This window comes from Acinetobacter sp. KB005 (genome assembly GCF_049949095.1).
Classification (GTDB): Bacteria; Pseudomonadota; Gammaproteobacteria; order Pseudomonadales; family Moraxellaceae; genus Acinetobacter; species Acinetobacter calcoaceticus.
Genome location: NZ_CP188191.1, coordinates 1,214,929 through 1,232,303 on the forward strand (window position 1 = coordinate 1,214,929; position 17,375 = coordinate 1,232,303).

Here is a 17,375-nt window from a genome sequence, read left to right on the forward strand (position 1 = left end):
AGAAAAGTATCTGAAATTTGTAGAAATGCGTGTAGAATGTGCTGCATTTTTGATGAAAGGTGAGCCGTATGTCGGGTTCGACGATTACGCCTTGGGTAGTTGGCAACTGGAAAATGAACCCAATGCGTGCCAATGCCAAACAACTTATAGAAGAATTTAAACAACTATTGCAACAAAACCAAATTGCAGATGAAAGCTGCCATGTGGGGGTTGCTCCAGTTTCTATTGCACTTGCAATGGTACAAACACAATTGCAAAATGCTGCAAGAACAGTATATACAGTTGCACAAGATGTATCGCGTGTAGCAGGTACAGGCGCCTATACTGGTGAAGTCAGTGCAGAATTATTAAAAGATAGCCAAATTAATTTTGTATTGGTGGGTCATTCCGAACGCCGTGATTTATTAGGTGATAACGTTGAAATTTTGAAGGCAAAACTCCAAAATTCTTTAAATGCAGGCTTAACTGTTATTTATTGTGTTGGTGAAAGTCTCGAACAGCGTGAACAAGATTTGGCAGAGCAGGTTGTATTGCAACAAATCTGTGATATAGCTCCTGTAGTGACTGCAGAGCAATGGCAAAAGCAAATTGTAATTGCTTATGAGCCAATCTGGGCAATTGGTACAGGTAAAACTGCTTCACCACAAGATGCACAGGCAATGCATGCTAAAATCCGTGAAGGTTTAAGTCAGATTACTTCTGCGGGTCCAGACATTGCGATTTTATATGGCGGTAGTGTAAAAGCTGAAAATGCAGTCGAGTTGGCAGCATGTCCAGATATTAATGGCGCGTTGGTTGGAGGTGCTTCGTTAAATGCAGCATCTTTTTATCAAATCGTAGAAGCCTTTGCACAAAGTAAATAACGAGGATAGGGTATGCACTCTTTTGTACTGATCGTACATATTATTTTAGCGGTACTGATGATTGGCTTGATTCTAGTGCAACACGGTAAAGGTGCGGATGCTGGTGCTTCTTTCGGCGGTGGTGGAGCAGCCACTGTATTTGGCGCATCGGGTTCTGCTAACTTCCTTACTCGACTTACTGCTGTGTTAACAGCATTGTTTTTTGTGACTAGTTTAACCTTAGCTGTTTTTGCGAAAAAACAGACTACAGAGGCATATAGTTTAAAAACTGTACAGACGACAGCGCCAATTCAAACAACATCGCCTGAAACTTCACCAAATGCACCAAAAACGAGTCAATAATTCGAAATAAGGCTTTCCTTTTGCAGTTGGAAGCACTAGAATGCGTCCCACAAGCTGCGGTGGTGGTGGAATTGGTAGACACGCTACCTTGAGGTGGTAGTGCCTTCGGGCGTGGGGGTTCAAGTCCCCCCTTCCGCACCAGCTTTTAACCAGAAAGTTGAGTGCAAGTAGTTTGTTTTTGTTGCGGGATGGAGCAGTCTGGTAGCTCGTCGGGCTCATAACCCGAAGGTCGTTGGTTCAAATCCAGCTCCCGCTACCAATTTGATTAAGGTGCAACTTAATCAGGCAAATATCTAGTAAGTTTACATTGACTTTATTTGATATTTGTATATAATTTTTGCACGTTGATGCGGGATGGAGCAGTCTGGTAGCTCGTCGGGCTCATAACCCGAAGGTCGTTGGTTCAAATCCAGCTCCCGCTACCAAGTTTCTTAAAAGAGGCTCACAGACAAGTGGGCCTTTTTGCACAGTGGACTATTGTTTTCTGTGCAAGATAGGGGCGATTAACGCCCTTTTTTATTGGTTATCGTATCGCTATCGTGTAGTTTCGACATCAATTGGTCAAATAGTCATGCTTCACTATAGTAGGTCTGTGTCGGTTAAAACAACCGATTGAATCGCACGAGAATGACGAGAGTAAATGAAATTATCAAATAAATCCCAAGCATTGCATGACTTAATTGTTCCTGCAGTACAAGCATGTGGTGTCGACCTTTGGGGAATCGAGTTTCTCCCACAAGGCAAACGTTCATTATTGCGTATTTATATCGATAAAACGGTAAGTGAAGATGCTGAGCCTGTACTTAATGAAGATGGCGAAGTAGAACAAGGCCGTGGTATTGGTGTACAAGATTGTGTGCGTGTAACACAACAAGTTGGCGCAATGCTGGATGTTCATGATCCAATTTCAGGTGAGTATTCATTAGAAGTTTCTTCCCCGGGCTGGGATCGTCCATTTTTTCAACTAGAACAGTTACAAGGCTACATTGGACAACAAATTGCTTTGCGTTTGATTGCAGCAGTAGAAAACCGTCGTAAATTTCAAGCAAAACTTATCGCAGTAGACCTTGAAAATGAAGAAATTCAGGTTGAAGTTGATGGGAAGCACGTGCTTGAGATCGACAGCAACAATATCGATAAAGCAAACTTGATCTATCAAGATTAAATTTATTAAATTTTATAAGAAATCGGTAGGTGACTTATGGGCCGCGAAATTCTTACCGTTGTTGAAACGGTTAGTAATGAAAAAGGTGTTAGTCGTGAAGCGATCTTCGAGGCTTTAGAACAAGCTCTAGTTGCTGCAACGAAGAAAAGATTTTACGAAGGTACGCATGCTGAAGAAGCTCAGCTTCGTGTCGAAATTGATCGTAAAACTGGTGATTACAGTACGTTCCGTCAATGGACTGTTGTGGCAGATGAAGATCATGAAATGCCAGCTTGCCAAGATGCGATTTCTGACCTTGACCCATCTAAATGGTCAATTGGTGATGTACGTGAACTCGAAGTAGAATCTATTGAGTTTGGTCGTATCGCTGCACAAATTGCAAAACAAGTTATTGTACAAAAAATTCGTGAAGCTGAGCGTGCGTTAGTTGCTGATGCATACGAGTCTAAAGTTGGTGAGTTGATTTACGGTGAAGTGAAAAAACAAACCAAAGATGGCTTTATTATCGATTTAGGCGACAACGCTGAAGCTTATCTTGCGCGCGAAGAAATGATTCCTAAAGAAATTCTTCGTCCAAAACAACGTATGAACGCTATTTTATACAATGTGAACCGTGAAGGTCGTGGCGCTCAGTTGTTGTTATCACGCGCTAAGCCTGAAATGTTAATTGCTTTAATGAAAAAAGAAATTCCTGAGATTTCTGAAGAAATTATTGAAATTAAAGCAGCGGCACGTCAACCAGGCGTTCGTGCTAAAATTGCAGTGAAAACAAATGACCATCGTATTGACCCTGTAGGTGCATGTATTGGTATGCGTGGTACGCGTATTCAAGCGGTACAACAAGAGTTAAACGGTGAACGTATTGATGTAGTGGTCTGGTCTGATGATCCAGCTCAGTACATTGCAAGTGCATTAGAACCAGCTGATGTTTCAGGCATCGTGCTTGATGAAGATGCAAGAAGTGCCGATATTATTTTTGCAACCAGCGATCAATTGGCTCGCGCGATTGGCTCACAAGGCCAAAATGTTCGCTTGGCTTCCGATTTAACTGGCTACAAACTCGACATGATGCTTGAAGAAGAGTATCGTGCTCGTCAGCAAAATGAAGCTCAGCAATATCTTGACATGTTTGTATCACGTCTCGATATTGAAGAAGATTTAGCAATGGCATTGGTGGAAATGGGCTTTACCTCTTTAGAAGAGATTGCTTATGTTCCAGCTGAAACTTTTGACGAAATTGAGCTTGATGCTGAATTGGTTGAGTTATTGCAAAGTCGTGCAAAAGAAGCAGCACTTACTGATGCTTTGAAACAGCAAGAAAATATTCAAGAACCGAGCGCAGACCTTCTAACAATGGAAGGCATGACTTCTGAGATCGCTTACTCGCTTGCCGCTCGCGGTATCATTACTGTCGATGATTTGGCAGATCAGGCTACTGACGATATCTCTGATATTGAAGGACTTGATCATGAACAAGCAGGTCAATTGATCATGAAAGCTCGCGAATCATGGTTTAACTAGGAGATGAAATATGACGGACAAGTCGATTAAAGAGTTAGCTCTCAGTGTAGAACGTCCTGTTGAGAAGCTCCTAGAACAGGCTCGTGAAGCAGGTTTGCCTCAACGTACAGCAGACGATATTATTACCACTGAACAACAGGATACTTTAGTCAATCATTTGAAAAAAGTGCATGGTCAGGAAAGTGGTAACACAGGAAAAATTGCGTTGAAACGTAAAACAACCAGTACCGCTAAAGTTGCAAGTACTTCAGGTAAAGCAAAAACAATTAACGTAGAAGTACGTAAAAAACAGGTTTTTGCTAAACCAAACCCTGAACAAATTGCAGCTGAAGCTAAAGCACGTGCAGAAGCTGAAGCTAAAACACGTGTAGAACAGCAAACGCGTGACACTGCACAGCAAAACGCGCGTCTTCAAACAGAGCAAAAAGCAAAAGCAACTTTAGATGCTATGCGTGCTGCTCATCAACAAGATAGCGCTGCTCAGACAGCTCCTAAAGCTGCTGTAGTCGTGAAAAGACGTGGTGGTGGTACAGTAAAACCTGCACCAAAACCAGCAGAAACATTAGAGCAAAAGAAAGCGCGTGAAGCACAAACAGCTCAGTTAAAAGCAACTGAAGAAGCTGCGCGTCGTAAAGCGGCTGAAGAAGCTCAGCAACGTACACTTGAACAAATGCGCAAAATGGCGTCTAAGTATTCAAATGACGAAGCTACTACTACAATTCGTGTGATTGATGATTCTCCACTTGCTTCAGGTTTAGTTGGCCAAGCTTATGAAGATTCATTTAAGCAAGAAGACCGTGAAATTAAACGCGGTGGCGCAACCACTAACCCACGTGCGGGTAAAAAAGGTGGTCGTCGTGGTCAAGAAGAGCAAAGCTTTGTTAACCATAACAAACGCGGTTTAAAATCAAGCCAAGCAAATAAGCATGGATTTGAAAAGCCAGTTAAAAAGCAAGTTTATGATGTAGAAATCGGTTCAAGCATTGTTGTTGCCGATCTTGCTCAAAAAATGGCGATTAAAGTACGTGAAGTTATCAAATCACTTATGAAAATGGGTGAGTTGGTTAATCAAGAACAAGCTATTGATCAAGATATAGCAGCACTTGTTGTTGAAGAAATGGGCCATAACCCTGTTTTAGTTTCTGATACACAAGCGGAAGATAACTTGCTTGAAGCGGCTGAGGAAGCACGTGGTGAGCAAACAACTCGTCCGCCAGTTGTTACCATTATGGGTCACGTTGACCATGGTAAAACATCATTGCTTGACCGTATCCGTCGTTCGAAAGTGGCGGCAGGTGAAGCAGGTGGTATTACCCAGCATATTGGTGCATATCACGTTGAAACAGACAAAGGAATCATTACATTCCTTGATACACCGGGACATGCTGCGTTTACTTCAATGCGTGCACGTGGTGCTAAAGCAACGGATATCGTTGTATTGGTTGTTGCAGCAGATGACGGTGTAATGCCACAAACTGCAGAAGCAATTGACCATGCGCGTGCAGCAGGTACTCCAATTATTGTTGCAATCAACAAAATGGATAAAGAATCTGCTGATGTAGACCGTGTGTTAAATGAATTAACAACGAAACAAATCGTTCCAGAAGAATGGGGTGGTGATGTTCCGATTGCTAAGGTTTCTGCGCACAGTGGACAAGGTATTGATGAACTCCTTGATTTAATTCTTATTCAATCAGAATTGATGGAATTAAAAGCATCTGCTGAAGGTGCTGCACAAGGTGTTGTTATTGAAGCGCGTGTTGATAAAGGCCGTGGTGCAGTAACTTCTATTCTTGTTCAAAACGGTACATTAAACATTGGTGACCTCGTTCTTGCAGGTTCATCATATGGTCGTGTCCGTGCAATGTCTGATGAAAATGGTAAGCCTATTAAATCAGCAGGACCATCTATTCCAGTAGAAATTCTGGGTCTTCCAGATGCTCCAATGGCAGGTGATGAAGTTCTTGTTGTAAATGACGAGAAGAAAGCACGTGAAGTTGCTGATGCTCGTGCTGACCGTGAACGTCAAAAACGTATTGATCGTCAAAGCGCAATGCGTCTTGAAAATATCATGTCGTCAATGGGCAAAAAAGATGTTCCTACAGTGAACGTTGTTTTAAGAACTGACGTACGTGGTACTTTAGAAGCATTGAATGCAGCTTTACATGAATTATCTACTGATGAAGTAAAAGTTCGTGTAATTAGTTCGGGTGTTGGTGCGATTACTGAGTCTGATGTGATTCTTGCTGAATCTTCAGAAGCTGTATTGTTGGGCTTTAACGTTCGTGCCGATACGACTGCTCGTCAGAGAAGTGACCAAGACGGTATCGATATTCGTTACTACAGCATCATCTATGAATTAATTGATGATGTGAAAGATGCCATGAGTGGTAAACTTGCTCCTGAACATCGTGAAACTATCTTGGGTGTTGCTGAAGTACGTGAAGTATTCCACTCAAGTAAGTTTGGTGCAGCAGCAGGCTGTATGGTACTTGAAGGTGTATTGCATCGTAATAAACCGATTCGCGTATTACGTGATGACGTGGTTGTGTTCCAAGGTGAGCTTGAATCTCTTCGTCGCTATAAAGAAGTGGTTGAAGAAGTTCGTGCCGGTATGGAATGTGGTCTTGCGGTGAAAGGTTATAAAGACATCAAAGTGAAAGATAAAATTGAAGTCTATGATGTTCAATTGATTAAACGGAGTCTTTAATGGCGGGTAGCCAACGCTTAAAGCGCATGGCGGATTCAGTTCAACGCGAGTTGTCTGAGCTGATTCGTCAGGAGCTTAAAGATCCTCGCTTAGGTGGTCTAGTGACCATCTCTGCGGTGAAAGTCAGTGCAGACATGGGTTATGCTGAAGTTTATGTCACCGTAATGGGACGTGAGCTTGGCGATGAGCAAAGTGAAGCAGCAAATAAAGAAACTTTAGATGTATTAAATAAAGCTTCTGGTTTCTTGCGTCATGAATTGAGCCGTCGTATCAAGACACGTATTACGCCAAGATTGCGTTTCCATTATGACAAGACTAATGCCTATGGTAACTATATGTTTGGTCTGATCGAGAAAGCGGTAAATGATTTACCGAAACGCGAGTCAGATGACGAACAGTAATATAAATAAAAAAAAGCCACCTTCGGGTGGCTTTTTTATTGGTTGTCTTTTTTCCCTATTCTTTAGGAGGGTCCATAGGTGGTTTATTTTGTGAGAAACGCTGTCCAATTTTATAACGATCCCAAGGCAAAGGGCGTTCAATTGCTTCAGGAACTTCTCCACTAAGCGAGCGCAAACGTAAATGTAGCGCAGCTTGAGCAATTAAATTTGCTGAAACCGGTGCGGTAATAAAAGCTAAAAGTGTGATCAGTAGCTCGGCAAAACCAAAGCGGCCTTGAAAAGCAAAAAAGATCATGGAAGCAATCAAGAAGCTGCCTAATCCTAACGTACTCGATTTTGTGGGTGCATGTAAGCGCATGAATAAGTCAGGTAAGCGGACCATACCAATTGAGCCGACTAACATAAAGAAAGCGCCAAAAACCAGAAAGACCGAAACAATAATTTCCATTACAAACTGCATTTTGATCTCTCCTTAATCGACAACATGACCGGTTGTGAAGTAACGTGCTAAGGCTGCTGTAGATACGAAACCTAGCATAGCAACCAGTAGCGCTCCTTCAAATAAAGAGGTCGTCATCCAGTAAATGCCTAGCACAACAATGAGGCAAGTTGCATTTAAGAAAAGAGTATCGAGTGCTAAAAGTCGATCTACAATTGATGGACCGATTACCATTCGGAAAAGACAAAGTAGCATAGAGATTGTAATGGCAATTAAACTAATACCTAGAGCATAGGATAGGATTGTCATACACTTGCCTCCGTTTCGCTTTTTACATCAAAAATTTCCATAAGTGGAATTTCATAGCGTTGTTTGATGTCTTGAATGTCAGATTCGGTATCATCCGTGCTCAAGGCGTGAACCAAAATATCTCCACGTTCCTGATCAATACCAGCAGAGACAGTACCCGGCGTTGTCGTAATGATCATTGCCAGTAATGTATTGACCTGCTCATGTTCTGTTTCTAGTGGCACACGATACCATTTAGGGTGTAAATTTTTAGTAGGCCCTAAAACGAGCTTTGCTACTCGAAAGTTAGAAATGACAATATCCCAAAGAACTACAAAGCATAATTTAACAGCAGGTTTCCAGTGAATATGCGGTGTGCGAGTAATGAACGGTTTGACTAAACGAGGAATAATCAAGCCTAAAAGCACAGCCGTCAAAAGATCACTGGCATCAAGACTATGTGACAGCATCAGCCAAAATAAAATGATAAGAACGGAAACAAATGGATGTGGAAACCAGCGTTCAAGCAAATGAGATAACTGCATTGTTATGGCTCCATAGGTTTCAATTGACTTTCATCAATAATGGTAGGTGTTTGTAGTTTGTCCTGTTGCTGAATTTGTCGATGTTTATATTCTGAAATATGTTCACCATTGAAGGTATCTTTCGAAATAATATCAGGAATGAGGTAAGCATTATGATCTTCAACTTCACCCCCATATTTAGTTTCTGGTAGATAAGCGGGATCAAATGGCTGCACGCTGATAAATTCACCATTTTGATCTACTTTAAGAATAGTACGTTGGTAAAGCGCATGGTCTTGGATCTGCTGGGCAGTACTTAATGTGTAATGCTGAATAGGTGCAGCAAATATGACATAAGCCATTAAGCCAGCAAGTAACACATAGATGACTTTATCATTACGTGGTGGTGCTCGTTCTGGTAAGGCCTGATAAAGAATATAAGCAGGATGAATTGGATCTTGTTCTGGAGGAGCTGCTCGCCAGAACAAGATAAAACCAACACGTGTTAGAGCAATAATACTTAATAGGCTAACAACAAGTACCACACCAATGATCCATGCTTGATAACTGGTTTCAACTGTCGCTTGTAAAATGAATACTTTTCCAAGGAAACCACTAAAAGGTGGTAAACCCGCGAGCATCATGGCAATCAAGAAATAAGTCAGCATAGCCGCTTTTTCTTGTTTGATTCTTGGGGCAACTTTTAAGTGATCTTTAAAATCTCCACGTTGTGAGGTTATCCATCCACAAAATAGATAAAAAGCTGCTCCAATCAGCGTACTGTGCACTAAGTAATATAATGCGCCAGACCATGCTTGTGTATTCGACATGGCAATTGCCGTGAGCAAGGTACCAATTGAAGAAAGCACCATAAACCCGACAAAGCGACGTAATCGATCTGCTCCAATTGCTCCAATCACACCATAGAGTGATGTAATTAAACCAATAGGAAGTAACCAGCTTTTTAAGATTTCTTGGCTAAGCGCATCGTCAAATACAGTTCCATTCACACGCAAAATCGAATATATACCGACCTTGGTCATAATGGTGAAAATTGCAGCTACAGGCGTACTTGCAATAGCATAAGTTTTTGGTAGCCAAAAACCTACAGGAAGCATGGCTGCTTTAATGCCAAACACTACAAATAAAAGTAAGGCACCTGCTACAGCTAATTTATGTTGATCTGCTTCGAGTGTGGGGATAAGACGTGAAACATCCACCATGTTGAGGCTACCCACACTACCATAAATCATACCAAGGCCAATTAAGAATAGGGCAGAGGCTAACAGATTGATAATGACGTAGTGAACACCCAGCTGAAAACGTGGCTTGCCTTGTCCATGTAAAAGCAAAACATACGAAGCCATCAACAAGATTTCAAAAAAGACGAAAAGGTTAAATAAATCGCCTGTTAAAAATGCGCCGCAGATACCCATTAACAAGAAATGAACCATGGCATGGAAATAGCGACCACGTATATCCCAATTGTCGCTTGCATACCATAAAACTGGGACGACTAGTGCATAGGTCAGTACCAGCATAAAAGCAGAAAGGCGATCTAATACGAGTACAATGCCAAACGGTGCTGACCATTCACTCAGTTGGTAAATGGTAATCTGGCCCGTGCTTGCAAAGCTCAAATATACAATTGCGGTAATTAATCCAGCAATTGCCGAAACAAGACTAATGCCACGACGCAATGGTTGTCGCCAGTCATCTTTTAAAGCACCTGCTCCAGGGTTGCCGAGCAGTAATAATATAAAAGCAGTAAATGCCGGGATGAGAATGCTAAAAATAGGCGCATGTTCTTGCCAGAAAGATAAAAAATCAAACATTACGGCTCATCCTCGCGTGGGTCGTATGTTGGAGAGATGTCTTCTTTAGCATCAACATGATCACTACCTGACTCATAACGGCTACGCAGCGCCAGTTGTACAATAAAAGCGGTGGTTGCAAAACCGATCACAATGGCTGTTAACACCAGCGCTTGAGGAAGTGGATCGGTTATTTTTGTTGTTTCGGTTAAAATTGCTTGTGAGCTGATTTGTAATCGGCCCATAGCAAATAAAAATAGGTTTACAGCATAGCCAATTACAGCTAATCCAAGCACGACAGGGAAAGTACGAGCACGTAAAATCAGATAAATACCTGTGGCAACAAGTAAACCAATAGCAGAAGCCAATAAGAATTCTAAACTGATCATGATGATTCCTCCCGATGTGGTACTACAGGACCAGACATACTTGAGTGGCGAGAGTCTCCCAATACAGAGATGAGCAACATCGTTGCACCAACAACGGTGATATAAACGCCTAAGTCAAAACTTGCAGCTGAAGCCAAATGTAGTTTTCCTAAAATTGGTAATTCAACATACACGTGCGCGCTGGTGAGGAATGGGCGTAACCAGAACCATGCAGCTACGCCAGTAAGCCCAGCAATTGTTAAACCTGAACCAATCCAGACTTCGTAAAGACGCCCTGATTTTGCTTTGAGTAATTGTTCGGTTTGGTCTTGACCTAGCGCAATATATTGGATGATTAACGCCATTGAGGTGATTAGACCTGCAATGAAGCCACCACCTGGATAGTTATGGCCGCGCATAAAGATATAAACACTCACGACAAGCGCTAAAGGCAATACCCAAGAGGCTGTAATACGGAACATGAGCGGAGATGGATTAAAACGGTAGGTGAGACCTTGGGTCATGGTTGTACCATGTACACGCATGCCATCCATGAGGCAAAGTGATCCAATAGCCGCAATTCCTAGTACCGTAATTTCACCAAAGGTATCGAAACCACGGAAGTCAACTAAAATGACATTTACAATATTTGAACCACCACCGAGTGGTAAAGATTGTTGGGCAAAGAACCATGAAATCGAATTATGATCACGGGTTAAAATCAGCCACGTAATCCAGCCTATCCCTAAGCCTCCAACAATGGCTAAAGCGGCATCTCTTAAACGTCTTGAGCGCAGAGATTCATAAGGCGTTAGCTGTGGAAGTAAAGATAAACTCATTAATAAAAGAACAGTGGTTACAACATCCACAGTAATTTGAGTCAATGCCAAATCTGGAGCTGACATGGTGACAAATACCATCGTTACAACCAGACCAATTGCACCACTAATGAGGACTGCTTTAATACGTTCATGGTGGAACCATAGCATCATCCAGCAACCCGAGAATAAGGTCAGCCAGAGAACGATGGCAATCCATGGGGCATGAGTGAGTTCACGTGTGCCTGTAGTAAGCCCTTGATTGAGTAGCGGCATAGTTACCATGATGATGCTAAAAGCAATGATCAAGAACAAGTAACTTTGCAATGAGCCATTTTCAGTTTTTTGTTTGATTTTTCGGCTGGTGAGTAACAGATGTTTTAAAAATAAATCAAATAAAATACGGCCTTGTAATCTACCAAGACGTGGGTCAAGGTCAATTTTACGAATCATGCCATCTTTTGCCAAAGCAAAATAGAAGAGTGAGCCGCCCACTAAAGCAATAATACTCATAATGAGAGGAGCATTGAATCCGTGCCAGATTGCAAGATGAGTTCCTGCAAATTCTGGTTGCATCAAGCTTGCTCTCGTTACGCTATTGACCAGTGGTTCTACCAATAAAGAAGGTAGAATTCCAACCAAGATACATAGCACAGCAAGAAGAATGGCAGGCGCACGCATACCGATAGGTGGTTCATGTGCATCTTTATTTGGAACTTGTTTACCAATTGGGCCATCAAAAAACACGCCATGCACTAAGCGAATTGAATAACTTACTGCAAAGATACCAGCCAGAGTTGCAATAATGCTGGCAAAGATAACCGTTGAACCTGAAAGATTCGCCAATAGCTCGGTAAAGAACATCTCTTTAGAAATAAAGCCATTGGTGAGTGGTACCCCTGCCATAGAAGCAGCGGTGATCATGGTTAATGTGGCCGTGAAAGGAAGTAATTGCCAAATACCACTGAGTTTTCGAAGATCACGTGTACCAGTTTCATGGTCAATAATCCCTGCAAGCATGAAGAGCGCTGCTTTAAATGTCGCATGGTTAATAATATGAAAAATGGCAGCAGCAACTGCTAAAGGCGAACCGATACCTAGTAAACAGACAATAAGACCTAAATGACTAATTGTTGAATAGGCGAGCAAACCTTTTAAGTCTTCTTTGAAAATGGCAAAACATGCGGCCATACAAAGTGTAAATAGGCCGACAAACGTCACAATATTGTGATAGATCGCAGCGCCTACAAAAATTGGCAGTAAGCGGGCAAGTAGAAAGATCCCAGCTTTTACCATGGTTGCAGAGTGTAGGTAGGCAGACACCGGAGTGGGAGCAGCCATTGCATTGGGTAACCAAAAATGAAATGGAAACTGAGCACTCTTCGTAAATGCACCAAGCAAAATAAGCAATAACATTGGAATAAATAGGGAGTGGGCTTGAATGGCATCTTTCATACCCATGATGTCATTAATTTCATAGGTTCCAGTGATTTGTCCTAATAGAACAAATCCACCCAACAACGCTAAACCGCCCATCCCTGTAATGGTGAGTGCCATTCGAGAGCCGCGTTGAGCAGCTTCATAATGACTCCAGTAACCCACTAATAAAAAAGATGAAATACTGGTGAGCTCCCAAAAGACTAATAAAATAATAAGATTATTAGAGAGCGAAATACCCAGCATTGCTGCCATAAACAGCATGAGTAAAGCATATAGTTTGCTTAAAGAATTTTTAGGGCCAAGATAGTAGTAGGCGTATATATAAATGAGTGTACCGATACCGGTAATAAGTAAAGAAAATAGTAAACCAAGAGCATCGAGTCTGAAGCTTAGATTAATTCCTAATTGAGGTAACCAATCCCAGCTCTGTTGAATGCTTGCACCACCAAGCACAGTTTTTGCTTGAGCCAGTAATAAACCAAAACTGGTTAAACTGACTCCGATTGCCCCTAAAGCCGTTACTCCACGCGAGAACCGTTGAAGCAATGAAACAAGGGTGGTGCCTAATATTAACGGTAATAAGATAATTATCGGTAGCACACTCGTATCCATATGTGATTTAGGTCGAGACCTAAAAGTGAAATTTTAATTTCAGAACAGATAGGAATTCAAAGAGATTTCCAAGGCTTGTATTCTGAAAGCCCAACCAAATTAGAAAAATAAAGCGAGAAACAAGTTGTATTGCGCAACTTGAAGAATAAAAACGCAAAATGAAATTTATTGTACACTAAAAAAGCAGTAAAAATCTGATGTTATTACATGTAGTAACAACATCTAGTGATTTTAGAGCCTAAAAATCCTGCTTAAACTCTATATTGTGTGAAGCCGAATTTCACTATAAAAATAGAGTAAATGGATCATAAAATTTAAACAGAAGGGCTTTCTTCTGGTGTGTCTCCAGCATGAATCATGCGGAGCAATTCATTTTTTTGTTGCTCATTTAGATTTTGGATTTGCTGAAATAAAACACCAATTTGTGCTGGAGATGGTGTTGGATCAATTAAGCTAAGAGGTTGTGCCTCTATAGACTGTGTTAATGGTTCGCTTCTTTGTAGCAATGTATAGATGTTTTCAAGCTGTTGCTGAGTAGTATTAAGATCAAGCGGATTAATTTTACTGTGTTCTAATTTTAAACATTGATAGTTGGAAGCCTGTTCAAGTAATTCCTCACGACTTCCTGTTGCAATAATTTGTAAGCGCGGGAATGCCTGATGAAGCCGATTCAAGATTTCTGTGCAATGTGTGGAGTCGAGCTGTGCATCAATCTGATCTATTAATAAAACCCCGTCACCTTCGAGGCAAGGATTTAAACTTAAGGGATTAAGTAAACAGAGTCTACGGGCTACATCGCCTACTAACGCAATCCAAGTTTTTGTGGTGTTGGAAAGCTGCTGAAACGGTAGGGTTTGACCTTCATAGTCAACCATGAGCTGGAGCCGAGGTTGATATTGCAAATATAGATCTTTCAGTTCAGGCAAAACAATATTTAATGCATTTTTCAGTGCATAAAGATTCGGGGAGGTGAGCTGTTTAGGCTGCCCTGATAACTCTTTTTGAAGCTCATTTAATAGTTCTGTTTGATCTTGCTGATCTGATTGTTTGGAAATAATACGTTGTACGAGATGTGCAGCTTGAGCATTTTCTATATCACTAATTTCACGTAACCATTCAAAAAAACGGGTAAACGTTGTAAATGGCAGTGGGCTAATGTCATAGGCTGAAATGGATTGGGTAATGCCGGGTAAATTTTTATTCAGCAGATTAATATCATTTACAAATCGCTCGGCTGGGTAGTAAGCGACTAAGGGCAATCCTTGTAGTGGATCTTTTTTTGTGACTTGCTGATAAAGGGCCATAGTTTGATCAAGTTGCTGCGTTTCAACTTGGCTTATCCCAATGCCACTTGAATTTAGAGTTTTAAAAAGTTTCCAGCTACATAGTGAAGAATCTACCTGTTGGGCAGAGGTACTTTCAGGTAAATGGCCAATTTCTGCTGGAATTTGAATGGTCACTTCGATTCTTGATTGTAGGCGCGACTGAGTAATGTCTTGATCAGGCATGACAATACCAGGGCTACGTAAATCTTTAAGACGGGCAGGGAACCAAGTTAAAGCATGGTAAGTATGTTTGAGTAACATACTTTTACCAGTTGCTTGTTCACCTAAAATTAAGGTAATAGGCTGTTTTTCATATTGAAACTGTATTTTAAGATCGTGAAATAAAGCAATATGTTTAAATTGGATCGATTCAAGTTTCATAGGCTCACCTAAGTATGAGCGCTTCAACCAACCGATTGACGAAGACTTAAAGGCGCCCTTAGTTTTAATTGTTGTATCAGATCATAAAGATGATGGATATTTAAACTTACTTTAGCACGAGTACAGGCAACGTAAAGTAATCTTAACTCCTCATCTGTAATCTTGTGTTCTAAGCCATTAATTTTAAATTGATAGTCATCTTCAATATGAACACGGTTCCATTCTAACCCTTTCGCTTTGTGGGCTGTAGAGATGACATAATCAGCTTGCTCAATGGGTGTAATCTTTGCAAGTGCTTTCTTTAATGGGTCAGTCCCGTGATCATCAACCAATTTAACCAAAGGTTTAATGTCACTACCTTCATTGGTTTCACAGTATTCATGAACATCATGCCATGAATTGAACCATGCTAACTCAGGAACATCGGTGACACGTTTGCCTTGTTTCAAGAGGCTTGCAGCATCTACAAAACGGTTTAGTTTTTGATGGTCTGCTTGCAAACTTACCTTATCGCCATGAACTAAACCTGCCAACAAAAGTTCCATTGCACGGGCATTAGTGCGGCATAAAATTGCGTCACGCATTTTAGTATGAGGTTTATTAACTACACTTGATTTCTGGTTCGGATTGCCAAGTAGAGGAACAGTCTCATTTAAGCCGCCCAGCAAAGCATTGGCAACATCAGCAATCGTTTCACCAAAACGAAAAGACGTGGTTAAACGAGATTCAGGTAACGGTAATTGCTGCATAGCATTAATCGCACCACGCCATGCATAAATTTGCTGATGAGCATCGCCTACATAAATGACCTGCGTATTTTTTTGTCGAAGCAAAATACCCAGCATTAAAGGGTCGGCATCTTGTGCTTCATCAAATAACACATAATCACTAGGAATGTTCGGTTCAGATAATGCCCAAAGTTTAAGGTAAATATCATGGCCAATTCCGGCTTGATGATTCGGGTCAATCGACTCTAGCCAACGACGTTCTACAGCAGGATAAAGATGCTTTTGTAATTCGATAATATCATCTGGATGTAACCAATTCGGTGCTTGAATATGGCGAGGTGCAGGGTATTGAGAACTCGTTGAACAGAAGTAACCCACCGCATTTGCGACAAGACTTGCTAGTCGGCTTGGCATTAAGACATATTTCTCGTAACGCCCACCCATCATGCGTCGTAAAGTAATCGGCTCTAGTCGATATTCTTTAGCAATAAAACTTGGACTTAAGCGCGGTAGACGTAATTTGTCAGTTACACCACGGGGCACACTACGAAAGGCAAGTGAGTGAAAAGTACGGCAGTCGACATTGCGATGAAATTTGTTTTGGGCTTCACCAGCAATTGCTTTGTTAAATGCCAAATACATACCGCGCCGCTCAGGCATGGCATCGCTAATCATTTGTAAAGTAGTAGTTTTACCTGTACCCGCATAGGCAATCACTTTAAATGATTGCCCAAGACGGGCGTTGTCTATGGCAATTGCTTGCTCATAGGTAGCTTTAGGTTTTTCAATATTCGACACTGAGTGATTTTATACCTTGTTGCGGTTAGCTTTTTCAACTAAACCAGATAAACCCTGACGACGAGCTAATTCGTCAATAATAAGTTGTGGATTAAGATCGAAATAACCCAACATGACAATAGTATGGAACCATAAATCCGCTGTTTCATAAACGAGATCGTTTAAGTGAGCTTCTGAATCTTGAACTGCAAAATCTTTAGCAGCAATAATGGTTTCTACACTTTCTTCGCCGACTTTTTCTAAAATTTTATTGATGCCTTTTTTATAGAGGCTGGCAACATAAGAGGTATCTGCTTCAGCTTGCTTACGCTCTTGCATCAATTGACCTAAATGAGCAAGTACATCAACTTGTTCAGTGGTGTGGGCTTGATCATGAGCTTCTGTTTTAGCATTTTCACCGTAAATTGCAGTAGGGTCTTTTAACTGTGCATCGACAATTTCCCAACCTTGTGGGGTAAGTTTACGGTAGAAACAAGACTCACGACCTGTATGACATGCAATACCGCCGTGTTGTTCAATTTGTAACACAATGACATCGGCATCGCAGTCCAGACGAATTTCATAAACTGTTTGGAAATGTCCTGATTCTTCACCCTTGTGCCAGAGTTTTTGACGAGAGCGAGAGAAGTAAACTGCCTGATTTTTTTCCGCTGTGAGTGCGAGTGCTTCACGGTTCATCCACGCCACCATCAAAATACGTCCGGTTTGATGATGTTGAGCAATGGCAGGGATAAGGCCATTGGAATCAAATTTAACTTCATCTAACCAGTTTGACATGAGCGGAAATCTATTCAGTGGAAATGAGCTAGTGTAGCGCTTGTGCTTAGGGTTGGCTATG

Annotated in this window: 15 protein-coding genes and 3 tRNA genes; 9 read left to right on the plus strand and 9 right to left on the minus strand. The window is 41.3% G+C overall.

The window, feature by feature from the left end; genetic code table 11:
* The first annotated feature begins 68 nt into the window (after window positions 1-68).
* From tpiA to ACPF64_RS06015, 9 genes are all read left to right on the plus strand, one after another.
* A complete protein-coding gene (gene tpiA / locus ACPF64_RS05975) occupies window positions 69-863 on the plus strand; it encodes a triose-phosphate isomerase (protein ID WP_426455811.1) in 795 nt (264 codons plus the stop codon).
* A 12-nt stretch (window positions 864-875) separates the two neighbouring features.
* Complete coding sequence (gene secG / locus ACPF64_RS05980) at window positions 876-1,205, plus strand: preprotein translocase subunit SecG (RefSeq protein ID WP_005037186.1); 330 nt, start codon at window positions 876-878, stop codon at window positions 1,203-1,205.
* A 56-nt stretch (window positions 1,206-1,261) separates the two neighbouring features.
* Window positions 1,262-1,346 (plus strand) — tRNA-Leu (locus tag ACPF64_RS05985).
* Window positions 1,347-1,387: 41 nt separating this feature from the next.
* A tRNA-Met gene (locus tag ACPF64_RS05990) sits at window positions 1,388-1,464 on the plus strand.
* 89 nt (window positions 1,465-1,553) lie between these two features.
* Window positions 1,554-1,630 (plus strand) — tRNA-Met (locus tag ACPF64_RS05995).
* A 215-nt stretch (window positions 1,631-1,845) separates the two neighbouring features.
* Window positions 1,846-2,370, plus strand: a complete 525-nt coding sequence (rimP, locus tag ACPF64_RS06000; RefSeq protein WP_426455812.1) for a ribosome maturation factor RimP — start codon at window positions 1,846-1,848, stop codon at window positions 2,368-2,370.
* Between the two features lie 36 nt (window positions 2,371-2,406).
* Complete coding sequence (nusA, locus tag ACPF64_RS06005; RefSeq protein ID WP_426455813.1) at window positions 2,407-3,891, plus strand: transcription termination factor NusA; 1,485 nt, start codon at window positions 2,407-2,409, stop codon at window positions 3,889-3,891.
* Window positions 3,892-3,901: 10 nt separating this feature from the next.
* On the plus strand, window positions 3,902-6,601 hold the full coding sequence (infB, locus tag ACPF64_RS06010; RefSeq protein WP_005037181.1) for a translation initiation factor IF-2: 2,700 nt from the start codon (window positions 3,902-3,904) through the stop codon (window positions 6,599-6,601).
* Window positions 6,601-7,002, plus strand: coding sequence for a ribosome-binding factor A (locus tag ACPF64_RS06015; protein WP_003654587.1), 402 nt, complete (start codon window positions 6,601-6,603; stop codon window positions 7,000-7,002). Before infB ends, ACPF64_RS06015 begins: the two co-directional genes overlap by 1 nt.
* Before the next feature lie 55 nt (window positions 7,003-7,057).
* Here ACPF64_RS06015 and ACPF64_RS06020 read toward each other — a convergent pair whose 3' ends face one another.
* The 9 genes from ACPF64_RS06020 to hisIE form a co-directional block, all read right to left on the minus strand.
* Window positions 7,058-7,462, minus strand: coding sequence for a Na+/H+ antiporter subunit G (locus ACPF64_RS06020; protein WP_005037179.1), 405 nt, complete (start codon window positions 7,460-7,462; stop codon window positions 7,058-7,060).
* A gap of 12 nt (window positions 7,463-7,474) precedes the next feature.
* A complete protein-coding gene (locus tag ACPF64_RS06025; protein WP_426455814.1) occupies window positions 7,475-7,750 on the minus strand; it encodes a monovalent cation/H+ antiporter subunit F in 276 nt (91 codons plus the stop codon).
* A complete protein-coding gene (locus tag ACPF64_RS06030; RefSeq protein WP_005037176.1) occupies window positions 7,747-8,274 on the minus strand; it encodes a Na+/H+ antiporter subunit E in 528 nt (175 codons plus the stop codon). The genes ACPF64_RS06025 and ACPF64_RS06030 overlap by 4 nt, the downstream gene beginning before the upstream one ends.
* 2 nt (window positions 8,275-8,276) lie before the next feature.
* Window positions 8,277-10,088, minus strand: coding sequence for a monovalent cation/H+ antiporter subunit D (locus tag ACPF64_RS06035; protein WP_426455815.1), 1,812 nt, complete (start codon window positions 10,086-10,088; stop codon window positions 8,277-8,279).
* Window positions 10,088-10,456 (minus strand): Na+/H+ antiporter subunit C, encoded by a 369-nt coding sequence (locus ACPF64_RS06040; protein WP_005037171.1) that lies wholly within the window; start codon window positions 10,454-10,456, stop codon window positions 10,088-10,090. The genes ACPF64_RS06035 and ACPF64_RS06040 overlap by 1 nt, the downstream gene beginning before the upstream one ends.
* Window positions 10,453-13,305 carry a monovalent cation/H+ antiporter subunit A gene (locus ACPF64_RS06045; protein ID WP_198496445.1) on the minus strand — a complete coding sequence of 951 codons (2,853 nt, stop codon included), beginning with the start codon at window positions 13,303-13,305 and terminating at the stop codon, window positions 10,453-10,455. The genes ACPF64_RS06040 and ACPF64_RS06045 overlap by 4 nt, the downstream gene beginning before the upstream one ends.
* A gap of 314 nt (window positions 13,306-13,619) precedes the next feature.
* Window positions 13,620-15,011, minus strand: a complete 1,392-nt coding sequence (locus ACPF64_RS06050) for an AAA family ATPase (protein WP_426455816.1) — start codon at window positions 15,009-15,011, stop codon at window positions 13,620-13,622.
* Between the two features lie 23 nt (window positions 15,012-15,034).
* Window positions 15,035-16,537 (minus strand): UvrD-helicase domain-containing protein, encoded by a 1,503-nt coding sequence (locus ACPF64_RS06055; RefSeq protein ID WP_004640865.1) that lies wholly within the window; start codon window positions 16,535-16,537, stop codon window positions 15,035-15,037.
* Window positions 16,538-16,546: 9 nt separating this feature from the next.
* Window positions 16,547-17,314, minus strand: coding sequence for a bifunctional phosphoribosyl-AMP cyclohydrolase/phosphoribosyl-ATP diphosphatase HisIE (gene hisIE, locus ACPF64_RS06060; protein ID WP_426455817.1), 768 nt, complete (start codon window positions 17,312-17,314; stop codon window positions 16,547-16,549).
* Window positions 17,315-17,375: the final 61 nt, after the last annotated feature.